Raw genomic sequence first — 20,996 nt, 5'->3', positions numbered from 1 at the left:
CTCAGTGCCCTCCTTCGGGCGGCGTCGCGGCCACCGCGGTGACCGAGGCGGCGATGTCGTCGGTGACCAGCACGTAGAGCTGGTCACCCTCCTGTACGACGCTGGAGGCGGTGGGCAGCATGCCGATGCCGAACCGGGTCAGGTACGCCACCCTGGTCCCCGCCGTCTGCTCCAGTTGGCTCAGCGGTCGACCGATCCAGTCCTTGTGCACCGGCACCTCGATGATCGACACGGTGCTGGTCGGGTCCCGGAAGATCTCCACGTTGCCCTCGGGGACCAGGTGGCGCAGCATCCGGTCGGCCGTCCAGCGGACGGTGGCGACGGTGGGGATGCCGAGCCGCTCGTAGACCTGGGCCCGGCGCTGGTCGTAGATCCGGGCCGCGACCCGGGAGACGCCGAACGTCTCGCGGGCCAGCCGGGCCGAGATGATGTTGGAGTTGTCGCCGCTGGAGACGGCGGCGAAGGCGTCCGCCCGCTCGATGCCGGCCTGACGCAGCACCTCGCCGTCGAAGCCGGCACCGGTGACGGTGATCCCGGCGAAGTCGGGGCCGAGGCGGCGGAACGCGTCGGCGTCGTGGTCGATCACCGCCACCGAGTGCCCCCGGGACTCCAGGCTCTGGGCCAGCGTCGAGCCGACCCGCCCACAGCCCATGATCACGACGTGCACGGTGTCCCTCCCAAGGTGCGCCTGCGTCCGGCGACTGTCGTCTGCGAGCCTGCCACGTCCACCCCGCCGACGGGGGACCGAACCGTACCGCGCCGGGGCGTGGGAGCGGGATCAGGCACCCCCCGGCGACCACCATCCGGTGGTCGTACCCTTAGCGCTTGTGGCCAGTCCCACCTCGCTGCTGAAGCGACTCCTCGTCGGTCGACCGTTCCGGTCCGACCGGCTCCAGCACACCCTCCTGCCCAAGCGCATCGCCCTGCCGGTCTTCGCCTCCGACGCGCTGTCCAGCGTCGCGTACGCCCCCGACGAGATCCTGCTGACCCTCTCCATCGCCGGGGCGTCGGCGTTCCTGTTCTCCCCGTGGATCGCCCTCGCGGTGGTCGTGGTCATGCTGACCGTGGTGGCCAGCTACCGGCAGAACGTGCACGCCTACCCCTCCGGCGGCGGCGACTACGAGGTGGCGACGGTCAACCTGGGTCCCCGGGCCGGGCTGGCGGTGGGCAGCGCGCTGCTTGTCGACTACGTGCTGACCGTCGCCGTGTCGGTCTCCTCCGGGGTGGCCAACCTCGGTTCGGTGGTGCCCTTCGTGGCCACCCACAAGGTGCTGATCGCGGTGACCGCGGTGGTGCTGTTGACCGCGATGAACCTGCGCGGGCTGCGTGAGTCCGGCACCGCGTTCGCCATCCCGACGTACGGCTTCGTGATCGTCATCGGCGGCATGATCCTCACCGGGCTGGTCCGGTACTTCATCCTCGGCGACGACCTGCGCGCCCCCAGCGCCGGGCTGGAGATCCAGGCCGAGCACAGCGTGACCGGCTTCGCGCTGATCTTCCTGCTGCTGCGGACCTTCTCCTCCGGCTGCGCCGCGCTGACCGGGGTCGAGGCGATCTCCAACGGGGTGCCGGCGTTCAAGGCCCCGAAGAGCCGCAACGCGGCCACCACCCTGCTGCTGCTCGGCACGATCTCGGTGTCCATGCTGGTCGGCATCATCTGGCTGGCCCGGCTGACCGGCCTGCAGTTCGTCGAGGACCCGAACACGCAGATCCTCTCCGGCCCCGACGGGTACGTGCAGAAGACCGTCACCACCCAGCTCGGCGAGACCGTCTTCGGCGGCGGGTCGGTGCTGCTCTACGTGGTCGCCGGGATGACCGCGCTGATCCTGTTCCTGGCCGCGAACACCGCGTTCAACGGCTTCCCGGTGCTCGGTTCGATCCTCGCCCAGGACCGCTACCTGCCCCGGCAACTGCACACCCGGGGCGACCGGCTGGCGTTCTCCAACGGCATCGTCTTCCTCGCCGTCTTCGCGATCGTGCTGATCGTCGGTTTCCAGGCCGAGGTGACCCGGCTGATCCAGCTCTACATCGTCGGCGTCTTCGTCTCGTTCACGCTCTCCCAGGCCGGCATGATCCGGCACTGGAACCGGCACCTGCGCACCGAGCGTGACCCGCAGGCCCGCCGCCGGATGTTCCGCTCCCGGGCGATCAACGCGTTCGGCATGGCGATGACCGGCACCGTCCTGGTCATCGTGCTGATCACCAAGTTCCTGCTCGGCGCGTGGATCGCCATCGCCGCGATGGCGGTGATCTACGTGCTGATGCTGGCCATCCGCCGGCACTACGACCGGATCGCCGCCGAGCTGGAGCCGACCGAGGTGCGCGGGGTGCTGCCCGCCCGCAACCACGCCATCGTGCTGGTCAGCAAGCTGCACCAGCCGACCCTGCGGGCCATCGCGTACGCCCGCGCCACCCGGCCGGACACGCTGACCGCGGTCACCGTCAACGTGGACGAGAAGGACACCCGGCAGCTCCAGCAGGAGTGGGAGCGGCGGGAAGTGCCGGTGCCGCTGACCGTGGTCGACTCGCCGTACCGGGAGATCACCAGGCCGATCCTGAACTTCGTGGCGAACACCCGCCGGGAGTCGCCCCGCGACGTGGTCACCGTCTTCATCCCCGAGTACGTCGTGGGCCACTGGTGGGAGAACCTGCTGCACAACCAGAGCGCGCTGCGGCTCAAGGGCCGGCTGCTCTTCGAGCCGGGCGTGATGGTGACCAGTGTGCCCTGGCAGTTGGCGTCCACCGCGACCAAGAACCTCGACCGGCTGGACGAGACGTTGAGCCGTACCCCCGCCCGGGGTCCCCGGGTCGCGCCGCGCAGCACCCTGCCGCCGCCCGCCCCGCCGGTGACCGCCGTCCCGTCGGGCGAGCCCGACCCGTCGACCGGAGACCGCCCGTGACCGCCCGATCCCGCCCCACCCGTTCCGCGACCACCGCCCGTTCCGGCCCGGCCGGATCCGAGGCAGCCGGGTCCGAGGCGGGACGGTCCGAGGCAGCCGGGTCCGAGGCGGGACGGTCCGAGGGGGCCGGGTCCGAGGTGGGACGGTCGGCGGTCGGGGCCGGTGGGTCCGGGGCGGAGCGGCGGCCCGGGTTGGAGGAGGCCGAGCGGGTCGAGTTGACAGTCGACGCGGTCGCCCCCGGTGGGCACTGCGTGGCCCGGGTCGACGGCCAGGTGGTCTTCGTCCGGCACGCGTTGCCCGGTGAGCGGGTGATCGCCGAGGTGACCGAGCTGCACCGGGGCTTCGCCCGGGCCGACGCCGTCGAGATCGTCGCGGCGGCACCGGAGCGGGTCACCCCGCCCTGCCCGTACGCCCGGCCGGGCGGTTGTGGTGGTTGCGACCTGCAACACGTGGCCCCGACCGCCCAGCTCGGCTGGAAGGCGGCAGTGGTCCGTGAGCAGCTCACCCGGCTGGGCGGGCTCACCGACGCCGAGATCGACGGGCTGCGGGTCACCGTGGAGCCGCTGCCCGGTGGGCAACTGGGCTGGCGCTCCCGGGTCCGCTACGCGGTCGACGCCGCCGGCCGGGCCGGGCTGCTCAAGCACCGCTCGCACGAGGTGGTGCCGATCGACCGCTGCCTGATCGCCCACCCGGCGATCCAGGAACTGCCGCTGCTCGGTCGGCCCTGGCCGACGGCCGAGTCGGTGGAGGTCGTCGCCTCGACCGGCGGCGACGTCGTGGTCACCGCCCTGACCGACGGGGTGCCCACCCTGGTCGACCTGCCCGGCCCGCCGGCTACGACCGTCGACGTCCCGGATGGGCCGGCGGCCGAGGTCGACGGACCGGCGACGGTACTGGAGGTCGACGGGCCGGCGACGGTACGGGAGGTCGCCGCCGGTCGGAACTGGACGCTGCCGGCCGGCGGGTTCTGGCAGGTGCACCCGGCCGCCGCCGACACCCTGGTCGACGCGGTCCTCGACCTGCTCGCCCCGCAGCCCGGCGAGTCCGTCTGGGACCTGTACGGCGGGGCGGGCCTGTTCGCCGGCGCGCTCGCCGCCCGGGTCGGCCCGGACGCCCGGGTCACCGTGGTCGAGTCCGCCGCCGAGGGGGTCGCCGCCGCCCGGCGCAACCTGGCCGACCTGTCCCGGGTCGAGGTGGTCGCCGCCCGGGTGGAGACCGCGTTGGCCCGCCGCCGGATCACCGGCCCGGTCGACCTGGTGGTGCTCGATCCGCCGCGTACCGGTGCGGGTGCGGCGGTGGTCCGGGACATGATCGCCGCCGACCCCCGGGCGATCGCCTACGTGGCCTGCGACCCGGCCGCCTTCGCCCGGGACGTGCGCACCTTCACCCGGGCCGGCTGGCGGCTCGCCGCCCTGCGCGGCTACGACCTGTTCCCGATGACCCAGCACGTCGAACTGGTCGGCCTGTTCCTGCCGCCGCCCGCTGACTAACCTGGCCCGATGAGGATCGTCGGGCTGATGTCGGGCACCTCCTACGACGGGGTGGACGTGGTCGCCGCCGAGTTCACCGCCGTCGGGCAGACCCTGCGGATGCGGGCGTTGGGGCACCGGGAGTTGGGCTACGACGCGGAGTTGCGGGAGCGGATCGGGGCGGTGCTGCCGCCGAACCCGACCACGGTCGAGGCGGTCTGCCGGCTCGACAACGCCCTCGGTGCGGTGTTCGCCGACGCCGCCGCACTCGGCGTCGCGCTGGCCGGCGGGCGGGCCGACGCCGTCGTCTCCCCCGGGCAGACGGTCTTCCACTGGGTCGCCGGCGGCACCGTGCACGGCACCCTCCAGCTCGGTGCGCCGGCCCGGGTCGCCGCCCGGGTGGGCGTACCCGTGCTGTCGGACCTGCGGTCGGCGGACGTCGCCGCCGGTGGCCAGGGCGCCCCGCTGGTCCCCGCCTTCGACGCCCTGCTGCTCGCCCCCGACGACCCGGCCGGGGCGCGCGGTGACCTGGGCGGGCGACCCGGCGGCGGGGTACGGGCGGCGCTCAACCTGGGCGGCATCGCCAACCTCACCGTGGTCGCCCCGGACGCACCCGTGCTCGGGTACGACGTGGGCCCGGCCAACGCCCTGCTCGACGCGGCGGCCCGCCGGTTCCTCGACCGGCCCTGCGACGTCGACGGGGTACGGGCGGCGGCCGGCCGGGTACACCCCGGGTTGCTGGCGCTGCTGCTCGCCGAGCCCTACTACGCGGCACCACCGCCCAAGTCCACCGGCAAGGAGCTGTTCCACCCCGGCTACCTCGACGAACGGCTGGCGGCGCTGGGGGAGCCGGTCGTCCCGGACGACGTGTTCGCCACGCTGACCGAGTTGACCGCCCGGACGGTCGCCGCCGCCTGCGCGCGGCACCGGGTGACCGAGGTGGTGGGGGCCGGTGGTGGGGTACGCAATCCGACCCTGTGGGGTCGGCTGGCCGCCCTCGGTATCGGCCGCTGGACGCTGCGGACCACCGACGAGCTGGGGGTGCCCGCCCAGGCCCGGGAGGCGTACGCGTTCGCTCTGCTGGGCTGGCTGTCCTGGCACGGCCTGCCGGGGGCGCTGCCCTCGGTGACCGGGGCCCGCCGGGCGGCCGTGCTGGGGTCCTGGACCCCGTCCGGGCCGCCGGCCGGGGTGACCGGGACGCTCCCGCCGCGTCGACTGGTCGTGCTGCGCTGATCGGGGCCCCCACCAGCGATGATCCACGGCCGCACTGCGGAGTGTGCGGCGGCCGATAGACTCTCTCGTCATGAGTGTTGACGAGGACACGGCCCACCACGGCCGGCTGCTGGGCACCGTGCGTGGTCCGCAGGACGTGAAGCGGATGACCGGCGAACAGCTGGACATCCTCGCCGCCGAGATCCGTGACTTTCTGATCGCCAAGGTCTCCCGCACCGGTGGGCACGTCGGCCCCAACCTGGGGGTGGTGGAGCTGACCCTGGCCATGCACCGGGTCTTCGACTCCCCGCGCGACCGGCTCCTGTTCGACACCGGCCACCAGTCGTACGTGCACAAGATCCTCACCGGCCGGCAGGACGGCTTCGACAAGCTCCGCCAGCGCGGTGGCCTGTCCGGCTACCCCAGCCAGGCCGAGAGCGAGCACGACCTGATCGAGAACTCGCACGCCTCCACCGCCCTGTCCTACGCCGACGGGCTGGCCAAGGCGTACGCCCTGCGTGGCGAGCAGCGCAGCGTGGTCGCCGTGGTCGGCGACGGCGCACTCACCGGCGGCATGTGCTGGGAGGCGCTCAACAACATCGCCACCTCCGGCAACCGGCTGGTCATCGTGGTCAACGACAACGGCCGCTCCTACTCGCCGACCATCGGCGGCCTCGCCGACCACCTGTCGTCGCTGCGGCTCAACCCCGGCTACGAAAAGGTCCTCGACACGGTCAAGGACGCCCTCGGCAACACCCCGTTCGTCGGCAAGCCGATGTACGAGGTGCTGCACGCGGTCAAGAAGGGCATCAAGGACGCGGTCGCCCCGCAGGCGATGTTCGAGGACCTCGGCATCAAGTACGTCGGCCCGGTCGACGGGCACGACATCGCCGCCGTCGAGTCGGCGCTGCGCGCGGCCAAGAACTTCGGCGGCCCGGTGATCGTGCACGCGGTGACCCGCAAGGGCTACGGCTACCGCCCGGCCGAGGAGGACGAGGCGGACTGCCTGCACGGTCCGGGCGCGTTCGACGCCGAGACCGGCAAGCTGCTCGCCGCCCCGTCGGTGAAGTGGACCCAGGTCTTCGCCGACGAGCTGGTCGCCATCGCCGACGAACGGCCCGACGTGGTGGGCATCACCGCCGCGATGGCCGAGCCGACCGGCATCGCCACCCTGGCCCGCAAGCACCCCGACCGGGTGTACGACGTGGGCATCGCCGAGCAGCACGCGGCCACCTCCGCTGCGGGCCTGGCGATGGGCGGGCTGCACCCGGTGGTGGCGGTCTACGCGACCTTCCTCAACCGTGCCTTCGACCAGGTCCTGCTGGACGTGGCGATGCACAAGCTGCCGGTGACGTTCGTGCTGGACCGCGCCGGCATCACCGGGCCGGACGGGCCGAGCCACTACGGCATCTGGGACATGTCGGTCTTCGGGGTGGTGCCGGGGCTGCGGATCGCCGCCCCCCGCGACTCCGCCAGCCTCCGTGAGGAGCTGCGCGAGGCGATCGCCGTCGACGACGGTCCCACCATCGTCCGGTTCCCCACCGGCACCGTCGCCGCCGACCTGCCGGCCATCCGCCGGGTCGGCCCGGTCGACGTGCTGGCCGAGTCGGCCCGTACCGACGTGCTGCTGGTGGCGGTCGGCTCGTTCGGGCTGCTCGGGATGGAGGTGGCGTCCCGGCTGGCCGAGCAGGGCTACGGCGTCACCGTGGTCGACCCGCGCTGGGTGCGTCCGGTGCCGGCCGAGCTGGTCGAGCTGGCCGCCGGACACCGCCTCGTGGTCAGTGTCGAGGACGGCGTACGCATCGGTGGTGTCGGTGACGCGCTGGGCCAGGCGCTGCGCGACGCCGACGTCCGGGTGCCGCTGCGCGATCTGGGCGTACCGGCCGACTGGCACCCGCACGGCACCCGGGCGCAGATCCTGGCCGACCTGCGGCTGACCGCGCAGGACGTGGCCCGCGACGTCACCGGCTGGATCTCCGGCCTGGACGGCGACGCCCCCACTGTGGAAACCGTCCGCCTCCCCGCCCGCGACACCACCCCCAACTGACCCACCGGCGACCCCGTAGGGGCGGTCACGGCACTGCCGTGACCGCCCCTACCCCGTCTCCCGTCTCCCGCCCCGCCGTCCGCCGCCCGTCGCCGCCGTCGCTGACCCCGGTGATCAAGAAGTTTGCGTCAATCCCTCCCGTGATCAAGAGGTTTGCGTCAATCCAGTGATCAACTTTGACGCAAACCTCTTGATCACCGGGGCGGGGACGGGGGCGAGCCGGGGCGGGGAGGGGGGGTCAGCGGCCGCCGGCGGAGCGGTAGTAGGTTTTTTCGGCGGTGGCCAGGCTGAAGGTCTGGCGGGCGGCGGGCAGCGGGACGACCACCAGGCCGGGGCGGTCCACCAGGCGGGGGGTGCCGGGCGGCACCGACAGGGACGCGTCCCGGTTGCCCCGCCAGGTCAGCACCACCAGCGGCTGCCCCGGCACCGGCAGGACGTACGTCTGGAGCGGGTTGGACCGGTCGGCGGGGGAGACCACCGGCGTGCCGTCGCCGGCCGGGCGGTAGACCACCGCGGTCATCGTCCCCGCGTCGGTCTCCCAGGTCAGCTGCTCCAGGTCACCGGGGTCGGCTCCGCCGCCCAGCATCATCTCGCCGATCGCCCGGACGGCAACCTTCTCCATCGGCCACGACTCCGGCACCGAGCGGGGGGCGTCCCGGTCGCCGATGCGGCGCGGGATGCTCCCGAACGGCCCCTGCTCGTCGGCGAGCATGCAGGTGTCCAACCCGTCGAGGGCCCGCCGGCCGGAGCCGGTGTCGTCGCGGACCAGGGGGTACCTCGGGTCGGCGGTGGCGACGCCCAGGTCGAGCAGGCGGTCGGCGGCCCGCCCCCGGGGCAGCGACTCGGTGGCCCGCAGGGTGGCCGTCACCGGCACCGCCCGGCACTCGGGCACCTTGACCGCGCCGGTCAGCCCGTCGGTCAGCAGCAGCGCCCGACCGTCCGGGCCGAGCAGGCGTTCCACCCGGCCGGAGGTCAGGTAACGCCGGCCGTCGGGCAGGTGCAGCGGGAGCACGTCGGCGTAGACCAGGTAACCCGGGTCGGTGTACTCGCTGGCCCGGGTCACCTCGTACCGGCCGTCGCGACCGGTGAGCTGAAGCAGCCAGGAGGCGCTCTCCCCGGGCACGTCGGCGGCGACCAGGGCCAGCGGGACGCCGTCGACCGCACCCGACCACAGGATGCCCGACGACGGCAGGTGGGCGCGGTCGTCGATCGGGGATCGCCAGGCACGGACCGCCTCGGTCACCGCCGACGTCGCCGTGGCGTCCCCGGCGAGCGACCCGCGGGGCGGCCACACCGCGCGGGTGCCGTCCAGGCTGTCGTAGCCGACCCGCAGCTCGCGGGCCTGACGCCCGGCGACCGGGCCGCACGCCGGGACGGTCAGCAGCAGACCGAGCAGCACGGCGACAGTCGTGCCACGACGGCGAACCGAAGCCATCCCTACGCCCCCGATCGCGTCGCCGTCGTTGTCGGAAGCCCACATGGTACGCAACGCCCGGTGACGCCCCGCAGCCGTGTCCCCGATGACCACAAGGGACACCAGAGTGAATTTCGGGCTTTTTCCCGGCTCCGGTAGACTCCGCCGACTGTGACGTCTGCCGAGCCCCGTGGCGCCTCCGCACCGGCCCCCGACGACTCCGAGGGCCCTGCCCGCGGCACGACGGCCACCGCGACAGCGCCCCCACCCGTGACCCGTACCACCCCCGCCGACCTGCGTATCACCGGAGTGCCGGCACCCGTGGACCGGACCGTCGAGGCGACGCCGGTCGACGCGCCACCGGTGGAGGCCGCGCCCGTCGGGGCAGCCGACGGGTCGGAAGTCGACGGCGACGGCACGGCGGCGGTGGGCGTACCGGAGCGGGGGGCGGCGGACACGGACGGTGACGGCGCGACGCCGTCCGCGTGGTGGCGGCGCTGGCGCTGGACCGCCCGCCGCAAGGACCTGGTGGTGTACGGCATCTTCCTGCTCGTCGCGCTCTGGGTGACCAGCCGGATCTGGGCCGACCCGGCCGGCCGGGTGGCCTCGCTCTACAGCAGCGACCCGGCGCAGGTGCAGTTCTTCCTGGCCCACTCGGTGCGGGTGGTGCTGCACGGGGAGTTCCCGTTCTACACCGACCAGTTCAACTTCCCCGACGGCGTCAACCTGATGGCCAACACGGCGGTGCTGGCGCTGGGCATCCCGATGGTGCCGGTCACCCTGCTGTTCGGGCCGGCGGTGTCCTTCGTGGTGCTGGTCACCCTCGGCCTCGCCGGCACCGCCGCCGCCTGGTACCACGTGTTGTCCCGGCACCTGGTGCGGCGGCGGCTCGCCGCGGCGGTCGGCGGCTGGTTCTGCGGGTTCTCCCCGGCGATGCTCTCGCACGCCAACTGGCACCCCAACATCATCAGCCAGTTCCTGCTGCCGTTCATCGTGTGGCGGGTGATGGTGCTGACCCGTTCCACCCGGCCGCTGCGCGACGGCCTGCTGCTCGCCGTGCTGGTCACCGGGCAGGCGTTCATCAACGAGGAGATCCTGCTCTTCACCGCCCTGGCCTGCGGCATCTTCCTGATCGCCATGGTGGCCCAGCGGCCGGCGCTCTGGTCGGCGGCGTGGCGGCCCCTGGCCAAGGGGGTGGCCGCCTGCGCGGTGCTGGCCGGGGCGCTGCTGGCGTACCCGCTCTACATCCAGTTCGCCGGGCCGATGGCCTACCACGGGCTCAGCGACGCGGTGCAGGACTACGGCAACGACATCGCCGCCTTCTTCGCCCCCGGCTCGCCGACCTTCGGCGGCAACGAACGGGCCAACGTCAACCTGGCCCCGAACTACTCCGAGGAGAACGCCTTCTTCGGCTGGAGCCTGTCGCTGATCGCCGTCGGCATCGTGCTCTGGCTGCGCCGCGAACGCCTCGTCCGGGCGCTCGCCGTCACCGGCGCGTTCTTCGCGCTGCTCTCCCTCGGCGAGCGGATCTCCTGGTGGGGGCGGGACCTGGTCACCGGGCCGTGGGAGCTGCTGGTGCGGCTGCCGCTGCTGGACGCGGTGGTGCCCACCCGGTTCGCGCTGATCACCTCCGTGGTGATCGGCATGCTGCTGGCGCTGGCGGTGCAGCGGGCCTGGACGTTGCGCGGCGCACAGTGGCGGCACGCCAAGACCGTCACGGTGGCCGCCCTGGTGCTGGCCCTGCTGCCGATCGTGCCGATGCCGCTGAAGGTGACCTCCCGCCCGCCGGTGCCGGACTTCATCACCGCCGACCGCTGGCGGGAGTACGTCGGCCCCGGGCAGACCCTGGTGCCGGTGCCCGTGCCCAGCATGGGCAACACCCACGGGATGCGCTGGGCGGCGGCCACCAACCTGGACTTCAAGATCCCCGGTGGCTACTTCCTCGCCCCGCGCAACGGCAACACCGGTGACCCGGGGCGGTTCGGCGGGCGGCCCAGCGGCATCGGGCAGCTCCTCGACGAGGTCGCCACCACCGGGCGTACCACCAAACTGGACGACCGGCAACGCCGCCGCAGCCTGGACGAGCTGCGGCACTGGAACGCCGCCGTGCTGGTGCTGCCGTTGCGCCAGCACAACGCGGAGCCGCTGCGCCGGACCGTCGAGCAGTTGGTCGGCCCCGCCCGCCGGGAACTCGACGTGTGGGTGTGGGACGTCCGGCCGCTGTCCGCCCGCACCGCCTGACTGTTCCGGTCCAGCCGGGCTGGACTGCGCGACGGGCCGGGCGGGTCAGCCGACCAGCGGGCGGACGTCCCAGAGCCAGACGTCGTCGACCCGCTGCGCCGGGCCGAGCAGGCCGGTCATCAGGTCCCGCAGCACCGCCTCGCGCGGATGGGCGCCCAGCACCACCACCGAGGCCCGCCAGAACCGCAGGTCCGCCACCGCCTGCCGACGGTTCTCCTCGGTCAGGGCGGGCACCGTGCCGGCGTCCATGGTGGCGTAGACCAGGGTGCTGGTCGGCCGGTTCGGGGCACCGAAGACACCCTGACCCAGCTCGTTGGGGCCGATGAAGTAACCGCCGGGCACCGGGAACTCGTGCCCGGTCAGCGCGCTCCACCGCAGCGTGGACAGGCCGTGCACGTTGCTCGGGATCGGCACCGGGACCAGGGTGCGCCCGTCCGGGACGTACGGCCGCCAGCCGCCCGCGGTGATGAAGTGCGGTGGCAGGTCGATGTGCTGCGCGGGCAGCGGACGGGGGAACAGCGGCAGCACCGCCAGCGCGATCGCCGCGTACCCGACCGGGCGGACCCAGCGGCGGCGGGCCGGTGGCCCCGACGGGTCGGTCGCGGCGGTGTCCCCGGCGACGGTGTCGTCGGCGGCGGCGCGCGGCGCGGGCACCCGGGGCCGGCCTCGGCCGCCCACCGCGTCCCAGGCCAGCGCGAGCAGGACGCCGACCGCGCCGGTCACCACCAGGGTCAGCCGGGTCGGCATCATCATCTCGACCAACGGCAGATCGTCGGAGATGTACGCCCACGGGCCGTCGATGGTGGTCTCCACCCCGTTGAACCGCACCTTGGGGCCGATCGCCGCGACGGTGAAGACCACCACCAGCACACCGGCGATCCGGGCGGCCAGCGACCGCCGCCAGAGCAGCACCAGGGCGGCCACCGCGACCAGCACCAGCGGCCAGCCGAACCAGGTGTTCTGCTCGGTCAGTCCGATGGTCTTCTCGACCGCCTCGTCCCCGGCCACCGTGTCCCGGGCGAAGGTGACGAAGGCCATCAGGTCCTCGCCCCAGTTGTGGAACACCCCGCCCTGCAACCCCCGGTAGGACTGCGGCCCGTTGAACTGGTACCAGATCGGGTACGCGGTGAGCAGCAGCGCCAGCCCGCCGCCGACCCCGAGCGCGGCCAGGAAGCCACCGGCCCGGGCGCGGGCCTCGCGGGGCCGCTGCACCACGTACGCCACCACCGCCACCAGGCAGGCCAGCGCGGTCAGCAGCAGCATCTCCTCGTTGATGAAGACCTGGTACGCCACCAGCAGCCCCAGCACCAGCCCGTCGCGGCGCCACCGGCCGGGCCGGCCCAGCAGCAGCACCCGGGTCACGATCACCGGCAGCAGGAAGTTGGAGACGAAGTTGGGCTGCCCGTTGGCGTGGTGCACGATGCCCGGGGCGAAACCGAGGAACGCGCCGCCGACGAACGCGCCGGCCCGCGAGCGCACCAGGTGCCGGGAGAGCATCCAGTACGAGGTGGCCGCCGTCGCGGCGAGCGCCCCGCCCAGATAGAGCGCGTAGGTCACCTGCGGGCCGAACAGCAGCGTGACCGGGGCCAGCGGGATGGTCATCCCCAGCAGCGAGGTGTTCGCCATCATGTTCACCCCGTCCGGGGCGTTCTGCCGGGCGCTGAACAGCGGGTTCTCCAGGTGCCGCACCGAGTACGCGCCGTGGGTGAACAGCCACTCGAACCAGCTGTGGTCGGTCGGCAGGTGGGACGACACCCGGTGCTGCACGTCCACCCAGTAGTTCAGGCACACCAGAACGCCGATCAGCACATAGGCTCCGATGGCGAGCACGTCGGCCCGGCCCGGCCGACGGCGGGGCCGCCGGTGCGGGTCTGTCGCGTCCGGCTCGACGGCGTCGGGCACGGACGTCGGGTTCAACGAGGGATCTACCACCGGCACGGCCACGACGGGCCATCGTACAGGCGACGGTCGGCCGGTCCGGTGACCCGGTGCACGGCGGTCCCCGTCCACCAGCGGGCGGTGCGGTCGACGGGGTGCGACGGTCGAAAGAGGGTGCGCGTGACGGTCATCGATCTGGGTGAACTCCGCGACGCCGGGTCACCGCCGCCCGGTCCCGTGCCCCGGCCCGTCGGCCGACCGCTGCGGCTGGCTGTGGTGCTGGTGTTCGCCCTGCTGGCGTTGGCCGCCGCCACACCGGTGGCGAAGCGGGCGACGTTCGTGGTGCCCGCCCCGCTCGGCGCGGTGGCGCTGCTGCACGACGGGGACGTCTTCCTGCTCGAGCCGGGTGACGCCTCGATCGCTTCCGGCCGGTTGAGCGCGTGGCGCATCCCCGACTCCCCGAGGGCGCGGCCGGTGCGGCGCTGGCAGGTGCCGGTGCCGGTGGTCAGCGGTTCCGCCGAGCTGCGCTGGCACGCCGACCTGGTGCTGGTCACCGGCTCCTCCGGCCGACCGGACGGGGCGTACCGGACGTTCGCCCACGCGCGGGACACCGGTCGGGTGCGGTGGCAGCGGTCCGGGGAGGGCCTGGCCGCCGGCCCCGACCTGCTCTTCGAAGACGGTGGGGACGGCCCACCGACGGTTCACTCGGTCGACCCGGTGACGGGAAAGGACCGCTGGTCGGCGTCGATGCTGTCGGCGGTCACCCTGTACCGCAACCGGGCCGACGGCGTGGACCGGATCGTGACGGTACGCCCCGACGGCCCGGCCGAGGTCTGGGACGCCCGCCGTGGGGTACGCCTGCACACCGCACCGCTGGTGGCCTCGCCGTCGGGCACCTACGGGGTCGTCGGCGATCTGCTGCTCGCCGTCGAGCCGAACGCCGACCGGCTGACCGGGTACGACGTCGACGGGCTGACGCGCCGGTGGGACGTACCGTGGCGGGTCCCGTCGTTCTTCGTCCCGTGCGGGTCGTTGATCTGCGCGCAGGGTGAGGCCGGTGGGGTGCGGGCGTTGGATCCGGCGACCGGCCGGACGGTGTGGCGCGACAACCGGTGGGAGCTGGCCGGCGCCGAACGCGGCGGCCGGATGCTGGCGAGCAGCCTGGGGCGGGGCGTCTGGCACCCCCTGGTGGTGCTGGACGTCGCCTCCGGGCAGGTCGCCGCCGAGCTGGACGTCTGGAACCTCGCCCCCTCGGACACGTCGGACGGGCCGGTGTTCGGGGTGCGTCCGGCCGGCGGGGACCGGATGCTGGTCGCCGAGTTGGATGTCGCCGCCGCGCGGGTCCACGCGCGCGACGTGCTGCCCGCCGTGTCCGGTGACTGCCGGGCCGACGCTCAGCTCCTGCTGTGCCGGCTGATGGACGGCAGGTACGGGGTGTGGCGGGTGTCCCGGTGACGGTGATCGATCTGGGTGAGGTCGGTCACCACGATGAGCCGACGCCGCCGCCGGCACGCCGGCCCCGGGCGCGGCGGTCGGCCGGCCACCCGGTGTTCGTCGCCCTGACCGTCCTGCTCCTGCTGCTCACCATGGCCGGCGCGGCACCCGGGCCGCCCCGGTTGATCCCGGTGCCCCTGCCGGACGTGCCGGAGCCCAGTCACCTGATCGTCGGGGACCTGCTGGTGCTCGCCTACCCGTCGGCGCTGTCACCGGCCGGCAGCCGGCAGCTCACCGCGATCGACCTGACCGACGGGCGGGTGCGCTGGGAGACGTCGCTGTCGCCCCGGCACCAGCTGGTGGTGCTGGAGGGGGTCGACGACGACGTGGTGGTCACCACCGATCCCGGCGGCGAACCCGTCTCCATGGTGCTCGACCACGTCGACGGGCGGACCCGGTGGCGGCAGCCCGGGGCGGCGGTGGTGACCGGCGACGGCGGGTTGCTGCTGGAGGATCTCCACGTCGACCGGGTGGCGGTGCGCGGCGTCGACCCGGCGACCGGCGCGGTCCGCTGGACGGCCACGGCCGGACCGGCCACCGTCGGGTACCGGACGGGCCCCCGGGGCATCGAGGGCCTCGTCCTGGTCACCAGCGCCGGTCAGGCCGAGGTGTACGACGTCGGCACCGGCGCGCGTCGGTCCACCTTCCCGGTGCCGCCCGCCCGGGGCGACCACCACCACCTGGCCCAGCCGGTCGGTGGCCTGCTGCTCGTCAGCGAGGACCCGGGCCGGGTCGCCGCGTACGACCTGGGGTCCGGTCGGCGTCGCTGGGACACGACGGATCCGGTCCCCGGCGGCGGGAGCGCCTACGCCTGCGGCGATGCCGTCTGTCTCGGTGGCTCCTCCACCGCCCGGGTGCTCGATCCGGTGACCGGCCGGGAGCGCTGGTCCAGCGACCGGTGGGCCCCGGTCGAGGCGGTCGGCAACCGGATGCTCGGCGTCAGTTTCGGCGACGGGCCGCAGCGGCTGGCCCTGCTCGACTCGGCGACCGGCCGACTGGAGGCCGAGCTGGGCGAATGGAGGACGGTCTACCAGCGGCCGTTCACCGCGCCGATCCTCGCCCTCCGACCGGCGGCGGGCGGCCGGCAGTTGCTGGCCGAACTGGACCCCACCGACGGCACCGCCCGGGTACGCGACGTGCTGTCCGGGCGGTGGGACGTCTGCTGGCACAGTCAGGGTGTGTTGGTCTGCTGGCGGCAGAGCAACAGTCTCGGGGTGTGGCGGATGCCGGCTGACCGTGCCGGGTGACCTGCCTGCGGCGGTCGTTTGGCCGGCGGCGCTAGGTTGTCGGACAGGTCGGCGAGGAGGTCGGGATGCGGGTGCTGGTGGTCGAGGACGAACGGAACCTCGCCGACGCGATCGTGCGTGGGCTACGCAAGCGGGGGATGGCGGTCGACGTGGCGTACGACGGGGACGCCGGCCACGAGGCCGCCTTCGTCACCCGGTACGACGTGGTGGTCCTCGACCGGGACCTGCCCGGGATGCACGGCGACCAGATCTGCGCCGAGCTGGCCGCCTCCGGCACCCTCACCCGGGTGCTGATGCTGACCGCCAGCGACAGCGTGGCCGACCGGGTGGCGGGGTTGGGGCTCGGCGCGGACGACTACCTGCCCAAGCCGTTCGCCTTCGACGAGTTGGTGGCCCGGGTGCAGGCGCTGGCCCGTCGGGCCACCCCGGCCGCCCCCCCGGTGCTCCAGGTGGGCGACGTGGTGCTCGACCCGGCCCGCCGGGTGGTGACCCGGGCGGGTGCCCCGGTCGACCTGACGAACAAGGAGTTCGGTGTGCTCAGCGAGCTGGTCAAGGCGCGCGGCGCGGTGGTCTCCAGCGAGGAGCTGCTGGAACGGGTCTGGGACGCGAACACCGACCCGTTCACCACCATCGTCCGGGTCACCGTGCGGACCCTGCGCAAGAAGCTCGGCGACCCCCCGTTGATCGAGACGGTGGTCGGTGCCGGCTACCGGACGGTCAGCCCGTGAGCGCGAGGAGTGAGTGGGGTGTGCGAGCCCCGCAGTCGCGAGCTGAGGTCGTTTCGGTGAGCGCGAGGAGCGGGCGGGTCGTGTGGGTCGGGGTGGGTTCGTGACCCGGCGGTTGCGGCCCACCCTGCGGCTGCGGCTGACGCTGCTCAACGGGGTACTGCTGGTCGGGGCCGGGGCGATCCTGGTGACGCTGGCCTGGCTGCTGGTGCGCGACGCGCTGCGGCCCACCGACGAGCTGCGGCCGGGCACCACCGTGCTGCTGGCCGACGGGCGGTCGCTGGACGCGGCGGTGTGGCAGCGGCAACTGGTCGACGCCGCCTCCGACGAGTTGCTGGTCAAGGGCCTGCTGGCGCTGCTGGCGATCAGCGTGGTCGGGGTGGCCGGGGCGTACTGGGTGGCTGGCCGGACACTGCGCCCGCTGCACCAGGTCACCGCGACCGCGCGTCGGCTCGGCGAGACCACGCTCGACCAGCGGATCGGCTGGTCGGGGCCGGACGACGAGGTGGCGGAGCTGGCCCGGACGTTCGACGCGATGCTGGACCGGATCACCGCCGCCTTCGAGGCGCAGAAGCGGTTCGTCGCCAACGCCTCGCACGAGCTACGGACCCCGCTGGCGGTGATGCGTACCGAAATCGACGTGACCCTCAGCGACGACGAGGCGGACGCCGCCGAGTACCGCCGGATGGCCACCGTGGTCCGGGACGCCTCGGAACGCGCCAACGGTCTGGTGGACGCGTTGCTGGTGCTGGCCCGCAGCGAGGCTCAGACCGGCCGCCGGTTGGCCCGGCGGACGGAGTGTGACCTGGCGACCGGGACCGCCAACGCGTTGTCGGCGATGTCCCGGGAGGTGGAGCGGATCGGGCTGCGGGTGCAGTCCTCGCTGCGGCCGGCTCCGGTGACCGGCGACCCGGGCCTGCTGGACCGGCTGGCCGGGAACCTGATCGAGAACGCGGTGCGTTACAACCACCTGCACGGTCGACTCTGGGTGCGTACCGGCACCGACGGGCGCTCCTCGTGGCTGGTGGTGCGCAACACCGGCTTCGAGGTGGACCAGGCCGACGTGCCGGGGCTGTTCGAACCCTTCCGTCGGGGTGGGCGGGAACGGACCGGGGCCCGGGGGTCCGGGCTGGGCCTGTCCATCGTCCGGGCGGTCTGCGACGCCCACGGCGGGACCGTCCAGGTCACCGCACAGAAGGGCGGCGGGCTGGAGGTGACCGTCACGTTGCCGTCGGTCGACCAGGTGCCGACCGGCTCCGGTCGGGTCGAGCCGCACCGGTAGCACCCGGTCCACCGGGCGGATCAAACGGATTGCCGGCCGGCCGGGCCGCCTGCGAGGATCATGCGGTCGGCCCGAGCCGGAGAGAGGGGGTGCGGTTGATGTCCACCATGACCTGTCCCGCGCCCCACCCCGCCCACCGCTGACATCGCACGTCGCGGGGCGCGTACCACTGCTTCGGAGGCAGACCCGTGAGCGCACGAATCCACAACCTGAGCATCGACTGTCATGACACCTACGCCCTGTCCGGCTTCTGGGCGCAGGTCTTCGAGTGCCCCCGCCAGCCCGACGACCTCCCCGGCGACCCGGAGGCGATGCTCCTGCCCGAGGGTGGGCCGGAGGTGCTCTTCCTGGCCGTGCCGGAGGGTAAGTCGGTGAAGAACCGCCTGCACCTCGACCTGGAGCCGGTCGACCGGACCCGGGACGAGGAGGTCGAGCGGCTGCTGGCTGTCGGCGCCGTCCATGTCGACGACAAGCGTCGGCCGGACGGCACGGGCTGGGTGGTGCTGGCCGATCCGGAGGGCAACGAGTTCTGCGTCCTGCGCAGCGCCGCCGAGCGGGCCGCCACCGCCGGCTGACGTTCGCGTCCCGTCGTCGACGGCGACAGGCCCCGCCCACCCTGAGGTGGACGGGGCCTGTCGGGCCGACCGGTGGGTCAGCCCTTCTTCTCGATCTGCCCGCGCATCGTGACGAACTCGGACTTCAGGTCGGCGGCCGACTTGTAGTACTGCACGATCAGACCGACGCTGCCCCGGTCGGCCCAGATGCAGACGCCCAGCGGGACACCCTCGCTCTTGCCGTCGCCGCACTTGGCGTCGCCGCCGAGCGGGCCGGCGTCGACAGCCGCCATGTTGGTGACGTTCAGCTGGGTGGCGATGCCGGTGACGGCGTCGTTCAGCTCCTTCTTCGGGTCGGCCATCACGCCGGACGCGGCGGCGATCATCAGCAGGTCCCGCTTGGCCGGGTCACCGTAGAAGGCACCTGCGGTGCTCGTCTCGTTTTGCACGGACTTCTTCATCTCGGTGACCAGCCCGTCGGCGACCGCCTTCAGCGCCGGCTCGGTGACCTGCGGGCGGCCGGCCAGGGTGGCCGGGGCGGTGACCGTCGTGTTGACGGCGTCCACGGCCTCCTTGACGTCGTCCTTGAGGGCGAAGGCGGCGATGGCGGCACCACCGAGGCAGAGCACCAGCAGTACGGCCAGCACGATCAGGACGATCTTGACAGGGGACCGCTTCTTGGCCGGTGGCGCGGGCGGCCCGGCGTACGGCGGCGTGCCGACGGTGTCCGGCTGCGGCGGTGGCGGGTAGCCGCCCTGGGGCGTACCGCCGTCCGGCTGGGAGGCGTGCGGACCGGTCGGGGGCTGGGACATGAGGTGGACTCCAGAACGTCGTGGGTAAGGCCGGATGATCTTAGCCAGAGGGTCGGACAACCCTGGCCCCGCTCCACCGGCCCGTTCCGACCCGGCCCGTCGGGCGGTCGGCGGTTTCGGGACAGGTCGATGCGGGCGGAGGGGTACGGTCGCCGGGCGGCACGCGGGGTGGACCCGGGCGCGCCGAGTCACCGGTCCCACGTGGGACCGGTGACCGTGACCGTCGTCGCGCGGATCAGTCCCGCTTCTCGATCTGCCCCCGGATGGAGACGAACTCGGACTTCGCCTTGCTCGCCGAGGAGAAGTACATGACGATCATGCCGACGCTGCCGTGGTCGGCCCAGACGCAGACGCCGAGCGCGATGCCGGACGCCTTGCCGTCCCCGCACTTCGCGACCCCACCCAGCGGACCCGGGTCGATGGTCGACATCTTGGTGACCGCAAGCGAGCTGCCCAGGCCCTTGACCGCGTCGTCCAGCTCCTGCTCGGGGAGGATGACCGGGCCCGACGCGCCGGCCATCATCACCATGTTCCTGCTGGCCGCGCTGCCGTAGAACGCGCTCACCGCCCCGGTCTCGTTGCGGACCTCGGACTTCATGTCGCGGACCATCTGGTCGGCGATCCGGCGCAGCTCCGGGTCGGTGCTCTTGGACCGGCCACCGAGGGTCGTCGGGGTCACCAGCCGGATCGGGCCCGGGTCGTCGGCGCTCTCGGTGGGGGTCGGCTCGGGAGTCGGGCTGTCGGTCTCGACGGGGGTGGGGCTCGGGGTGGGCGACGTGACCGCGGTGGGCGTCGGCGACGGGGTCGGCGTCTTCGGGTCGTCGTCGCTGAGGGCGACCCAGGTGAGACCGCCGCCGCCGAGGCAGAGCACCAGTAGGCCGGCGAGCCCGAGCGTGAGCAGCAGCGGCAGCTTCGACCGCTGCGGCGCGGGTCCGTGCGGCAACCCCGGCGGAGCGCTGTACGGCGCACCGCCGAAGCCGGCGTACTGCGGCGCGGCGGGCTCCGGGTAGCCGCCGGGCCGGGGCGCACCCGGGTACCCCGGCTGCGGGCCGGGGTACCCGGGCTGCGGGGTGCCCTGGTAGCCGGGCTGCGGGGCCGCCGGGTAGCCGGACTGCGGCGCACCGGGATAGCCGGCGGGCGGGCCGGACTGCGGCATGCCGGGGTAGCCGGCGGGCGGGCCGGACTGCGGCATGCCGGGGTAGCCGGCGGGCGGGCCGGACTGCGGCGCACCGGGGTAGCCGGCGGGCGGGCCGGACTGCGGGGTGGCGGGGTAGCCGGACGAGGGGGTGCCGGGCGGGCCGGACTGTGGGGGCGTGGGGTAGCCGCCCTGCGCCGGGTCGGGCTGCGACCAGCCGCCGTACTGCGGACCGGGATAGGAGTCGGCCGGGGGAGCTGACTGCGGGTCGGGCCAGCCGCCGGACTGCGGGGTCGCTGCTCCCGGGTACGGCGTGGTGGGCCAGCCGCCACCCGGTGGCGGGGTGTGCGGACCCTCGGGCGGGGCGGGCGGGCCGTCGGACGCAGGCGGGTAGTGACCGGTGGGCGAGCCGTGCTCCGGCTGTCCGGACCAGGGATCGACCGGCGGTGTGGTCATCAGATCAGCTCCAGGCGAGGGTGAGAACGCGTGATCGTAGCCAGACGGAGCCCGGCCCCGCAGCCCCCCGAGTCTGACGAGGGTACGCAAATGACGATCGCGGTGGCCACGATAGCCCGGGGGGAGGACA

General features: G+C 73.7%; 15 protein-coding genes. 10 read left to right on the top strand and 5 right to left on the bottom strand.

Annotated features, from left to right (window positions below; genetic code table 11):
• Position 1: 1 nt before the first annotated feature.
• The gene (locus tag AB0C22_RS26770; RefSeq protein WP_208569532.1) at positions 2 to 667 is read right to left on the bottom strand and encodes a TrkA family potassium uptake protein; all 666 of its coding nucleotides are present in this window, start codon (positions 665 to 667) and stop codon (positions 2 to 4) included.
• Positions 668 to 827: 160 nt separating this feature from the next.
• On the opposite strand from AB0C22_RS26770, the gene AB0C22_RS26765 reads away from it, so the two are divergent.
• The 4 genes from AB0C22_RS26765 to dxs all read left to right on the top strand — a co-directional run bounded on the left by AB0C22_RS26765 (position 828) and on the right by dxs (position 7,628).
• Positions 828 to 2,900 carry an APC family permease gene (locus AB0C22_RS26765; protein ID WP_357537755.1) on the top strand — a complete coding sequence of 691 codons (2,073 nt, stop codon included), beginning with the start codon at positions 828 to 830 and terminating at the stop codon, positions 2,898 to 2,900.
• A 137-nt stretch (positions 2,901 to 3,037) separates the two neighbouring features.
• Positions 3,038 to 4,390 carry a TRAM domain-containing protein gene (locus AB0C22_RS26760; RefSeq protein ID WP_219468685.1) on the top strand — a complete coding sequence of 451 codons (1,353 nt, stop codon included), beginning with the start codon at positions 3,038 to 3,040 and terminating at the stop codon, positions 4,388 to 4,390.
• A gap of 9 nt (positions 4,391 to 4,399) precedes the next feature.
• Positions 4,400 to 5,602: an anhydro-N-acetylmuramic acid kinase gene (locus AB0C22_RS26755; protein ID WP_357537753.1), complete on the top strand. Its 1,203-nt coding sequence runs from the start codon at positions 4,400 to 4,402 to the stop codon at positions 5,600 to 5,602.
• Positions 5,603 to 5,672: 70 nt separating this feature from the next.
• A complete protein-coding gene (gene dxs / locus AB0C22_RS26750) occupies positions 5,673 to 7,628 on the top strand; it encodes a 1-deoxy-D-xylulose-5-phosphate synthase (protein ID WP_357537751.1) in 1,956 nt (651 codons plus the stop codon).
• 238 nt (positions 7,629 to 7,866) lie between these two features.
• Here dxs and AB0C22_RS26745 read toward each other — a convergent pair whose 3' ends face one another.
• On the bottom strand, positions 7,867 to 9,063 hold the full coding sequence (locus tag AB0C22_RS26745; protein WP_357537749.1) for a hypothetical protein: 1,197 nt from the start codon (positions 9,061 to 9,063) through the stop codon (positions 7,867 to 7,869).
• 249 nt (positions 9,064 to 9,312) lie between these two features.
• On the opposite strand from AB0C22_RS26745, the gene AB0C22_RS26740 reads away from it, so the two are divergent.
• Positions 9,313 to 11,283 (top strand): hypothetical protein, encoded by a 1,971-nt coding sequence (locus tag AB0C22_RS26740; RefSeq protein ID WP_357537747.1) that lies wholly within the window; start codon positions 9,313 to 9,315, stop codon positions 11,281 to 11,283.
• Positions 11,284 to 11,328: 45 nt separating this feature from the next.
• Here AB0C22_RS26740 and AB0C22_RS26735 read toward each other — a convergent pair whose 3' ends face one another.
• Positions 11,329 to 13,185, bottom strand: coding sequence for a hypothetical protein (locus AB0C22_RS26735; protein ID WP_308291134.1), 1,857 nt, complete (start codon positions 13,183 to 13,185; stop codon positions 11,329 to 11,331).
• Between the two features lie 156 nt (positions 13,186 to 13,341).
• Here AB0C22_RS26735 and AB0C22_RS26730 point away from each other — a divergent pair, with 156 nt between their 5' ends.
• The 5 genes from AB0C22_RS26730 to AB0C22_RS26710 all read left to right on the top strand — a co-directional run bounded on the left by AB0C22_RS26730 (position 13,342) and on the right by AB0C22_RS26710 (position 18,484).
• Positions 13,342 to 14,616, top strand: coding sequence for a hypothetical protein (locus tag AB0C22_RS26730; protein ID WP_357537745.1), 1,275 nt, complete (start codon positions 13,342 to 13,344; stop codon positions 14,614 to 14,616).
• Positions 14,613 to 15,902 carry a PQQ-binding-like beta-propeller repeat protein gene (locus AB0C22_RS26725; RefSeq protein WP_357537743.1) on the top strand — a complete coding sequence of 430 codons (1,290 nt, stop codon included), beginning with the start codon at positions 14,613 to 14,615 and terminating at the stop codon, positions 15,900 to 15,902. The genes AB0C22_RS26730 and AB0C22_RS26725 overlap by 4 nt, the downstream gene beginning before the upstream one ends.
• Positions 15,903 to 15,967: 65 nt before the next feature.
• Positions 15,968 to 16,630 carry a response regulator transcription factor gene (locus AB0C22_RS26720; protein ID WP_208569525.1) on the top strand — a complete coding sequence of 221 codons (663 nt, stop codon included), beginning with the start codon at positions 15,968 to 15,970 and terminating at the stop codon, positions 16,628 to 16,630.
• Between the two features lie 100 nt (positions 16,631 to 16,730).
• Positions 16,731 to 17,909 carry a HAMP domain-containing sensor histidine kinase gene (locus tag AB0C22_RS26715; protein WP_208569524.1) on the top strand — a complete coding sequence of 393 codons (1,179 nt, stop codon included), beginning with the start codon at positions 16,731 to 16,733 and terminating at the stop codon, positions 17,907 to 17,909.
• Positions 17,910 to 18,097: 188 nt separating this feature from the next.
• Positions 18,098 to 18,484 (top strand): VOC family protein, encoded by a 387-nt coding sequence (locus tag AB0C22_RS26710; RefSeq protein ID WP_219468699.1) that lies wholly within the window; start codon positions 18,098 to 18,100, stop codon positions 18,482 to 18,484.
• A gap of 77 nt (positions 18,485 to 18,561) precedes the next feature.
• On the opposite strand, the gene AB0C22_RS26705 is transcribed toward AB0C22_RS26710, so the two are convergent.
• Entirely contained in the window at positions 18,562 to 19,275 is a 714-nt protein-coding gene (locus AB0C22_RS26705) for a hypothetical protein (RefSeq protein ID WP_219468702.1), read from the bottom strand.
• A 235-nt stretch (positions 19,276 to 19,510) separates the two neighbouring features.
• Positions 19,511 to 20,866, bottom strand: coding sequence for a hypothetical protein (locus tag AB0C22_RS26700; protein WP_357537741.1), 1,356 nt, complete (start codon positions 20,864 to 20,866; stop codon positions 19,511 to 19,513).
• Positions 20,867 to 20,996: the final 130 nt, after the last annotated feature.

This window comes from Micromonospora sp. NPDC048894, from assembly GCF_040649765.1.
GTDB classification, from domain to species: Bacteria; Actinomycetota; Actinomycetes; order Mycobacteriales; family Micromonosporaceae; genus Micromonospora; species Micromonospora antibiotica.
Note: the sequence above shows the minus strand (reverse complement) of the source record. Positions and strands in the feature narration are given on the sequence as shown.

What these genes read in the sequence shown, in the direction of transcription:
- AB0C22_RS26755 (WP_357537753.1), top strand. Translation starts at nt 4,400, where the DNA reads ATGAGGATCGTCGGGCTGATGTCGGGCACCTCCTACGACGGGGTGGAC.
- dxs (WP_357537751.1), top strand. Translation starts at nt 5,673, where the DNA reads ATGAGTGTTGACGAGGACACGGCCCACCACGGCCGGCTGCTGGGCACC.
- AB0C22_RS26745 (WP_357537749.1), bottom strand. Translation starts at nt 9,063, where the DNA reads ATGGCTTCGGTTCGCCGTCGTGGCACGACTGTCGCCGTGCTGCTCGGT.
- AB0C22_RS26720 (WP_208569525.1), top strand. Translation starts at nt 15,968, where the DNA reads ATGCGGGTGCTGGTGGTCGAGGACGAACGGAACCTCGCCGACGCGATC.
- AB0C22_RS26705 (WP_219468702.1), bottom strand. Translation starts at nt 19,275, where the DNA reads ATGTCCCAGCCCCCGACCGGTCCGCACGCCTCCCAGCCGGACGGCGGT.
- AB0C22_RS26700 (WP_357537741.1), bottom strand. Translation starts at nt 20,866, where the DNA reads ATGACCACACCGCCGGTCGATCCCTGGTCCGGACAGCCGGAGCACGGC.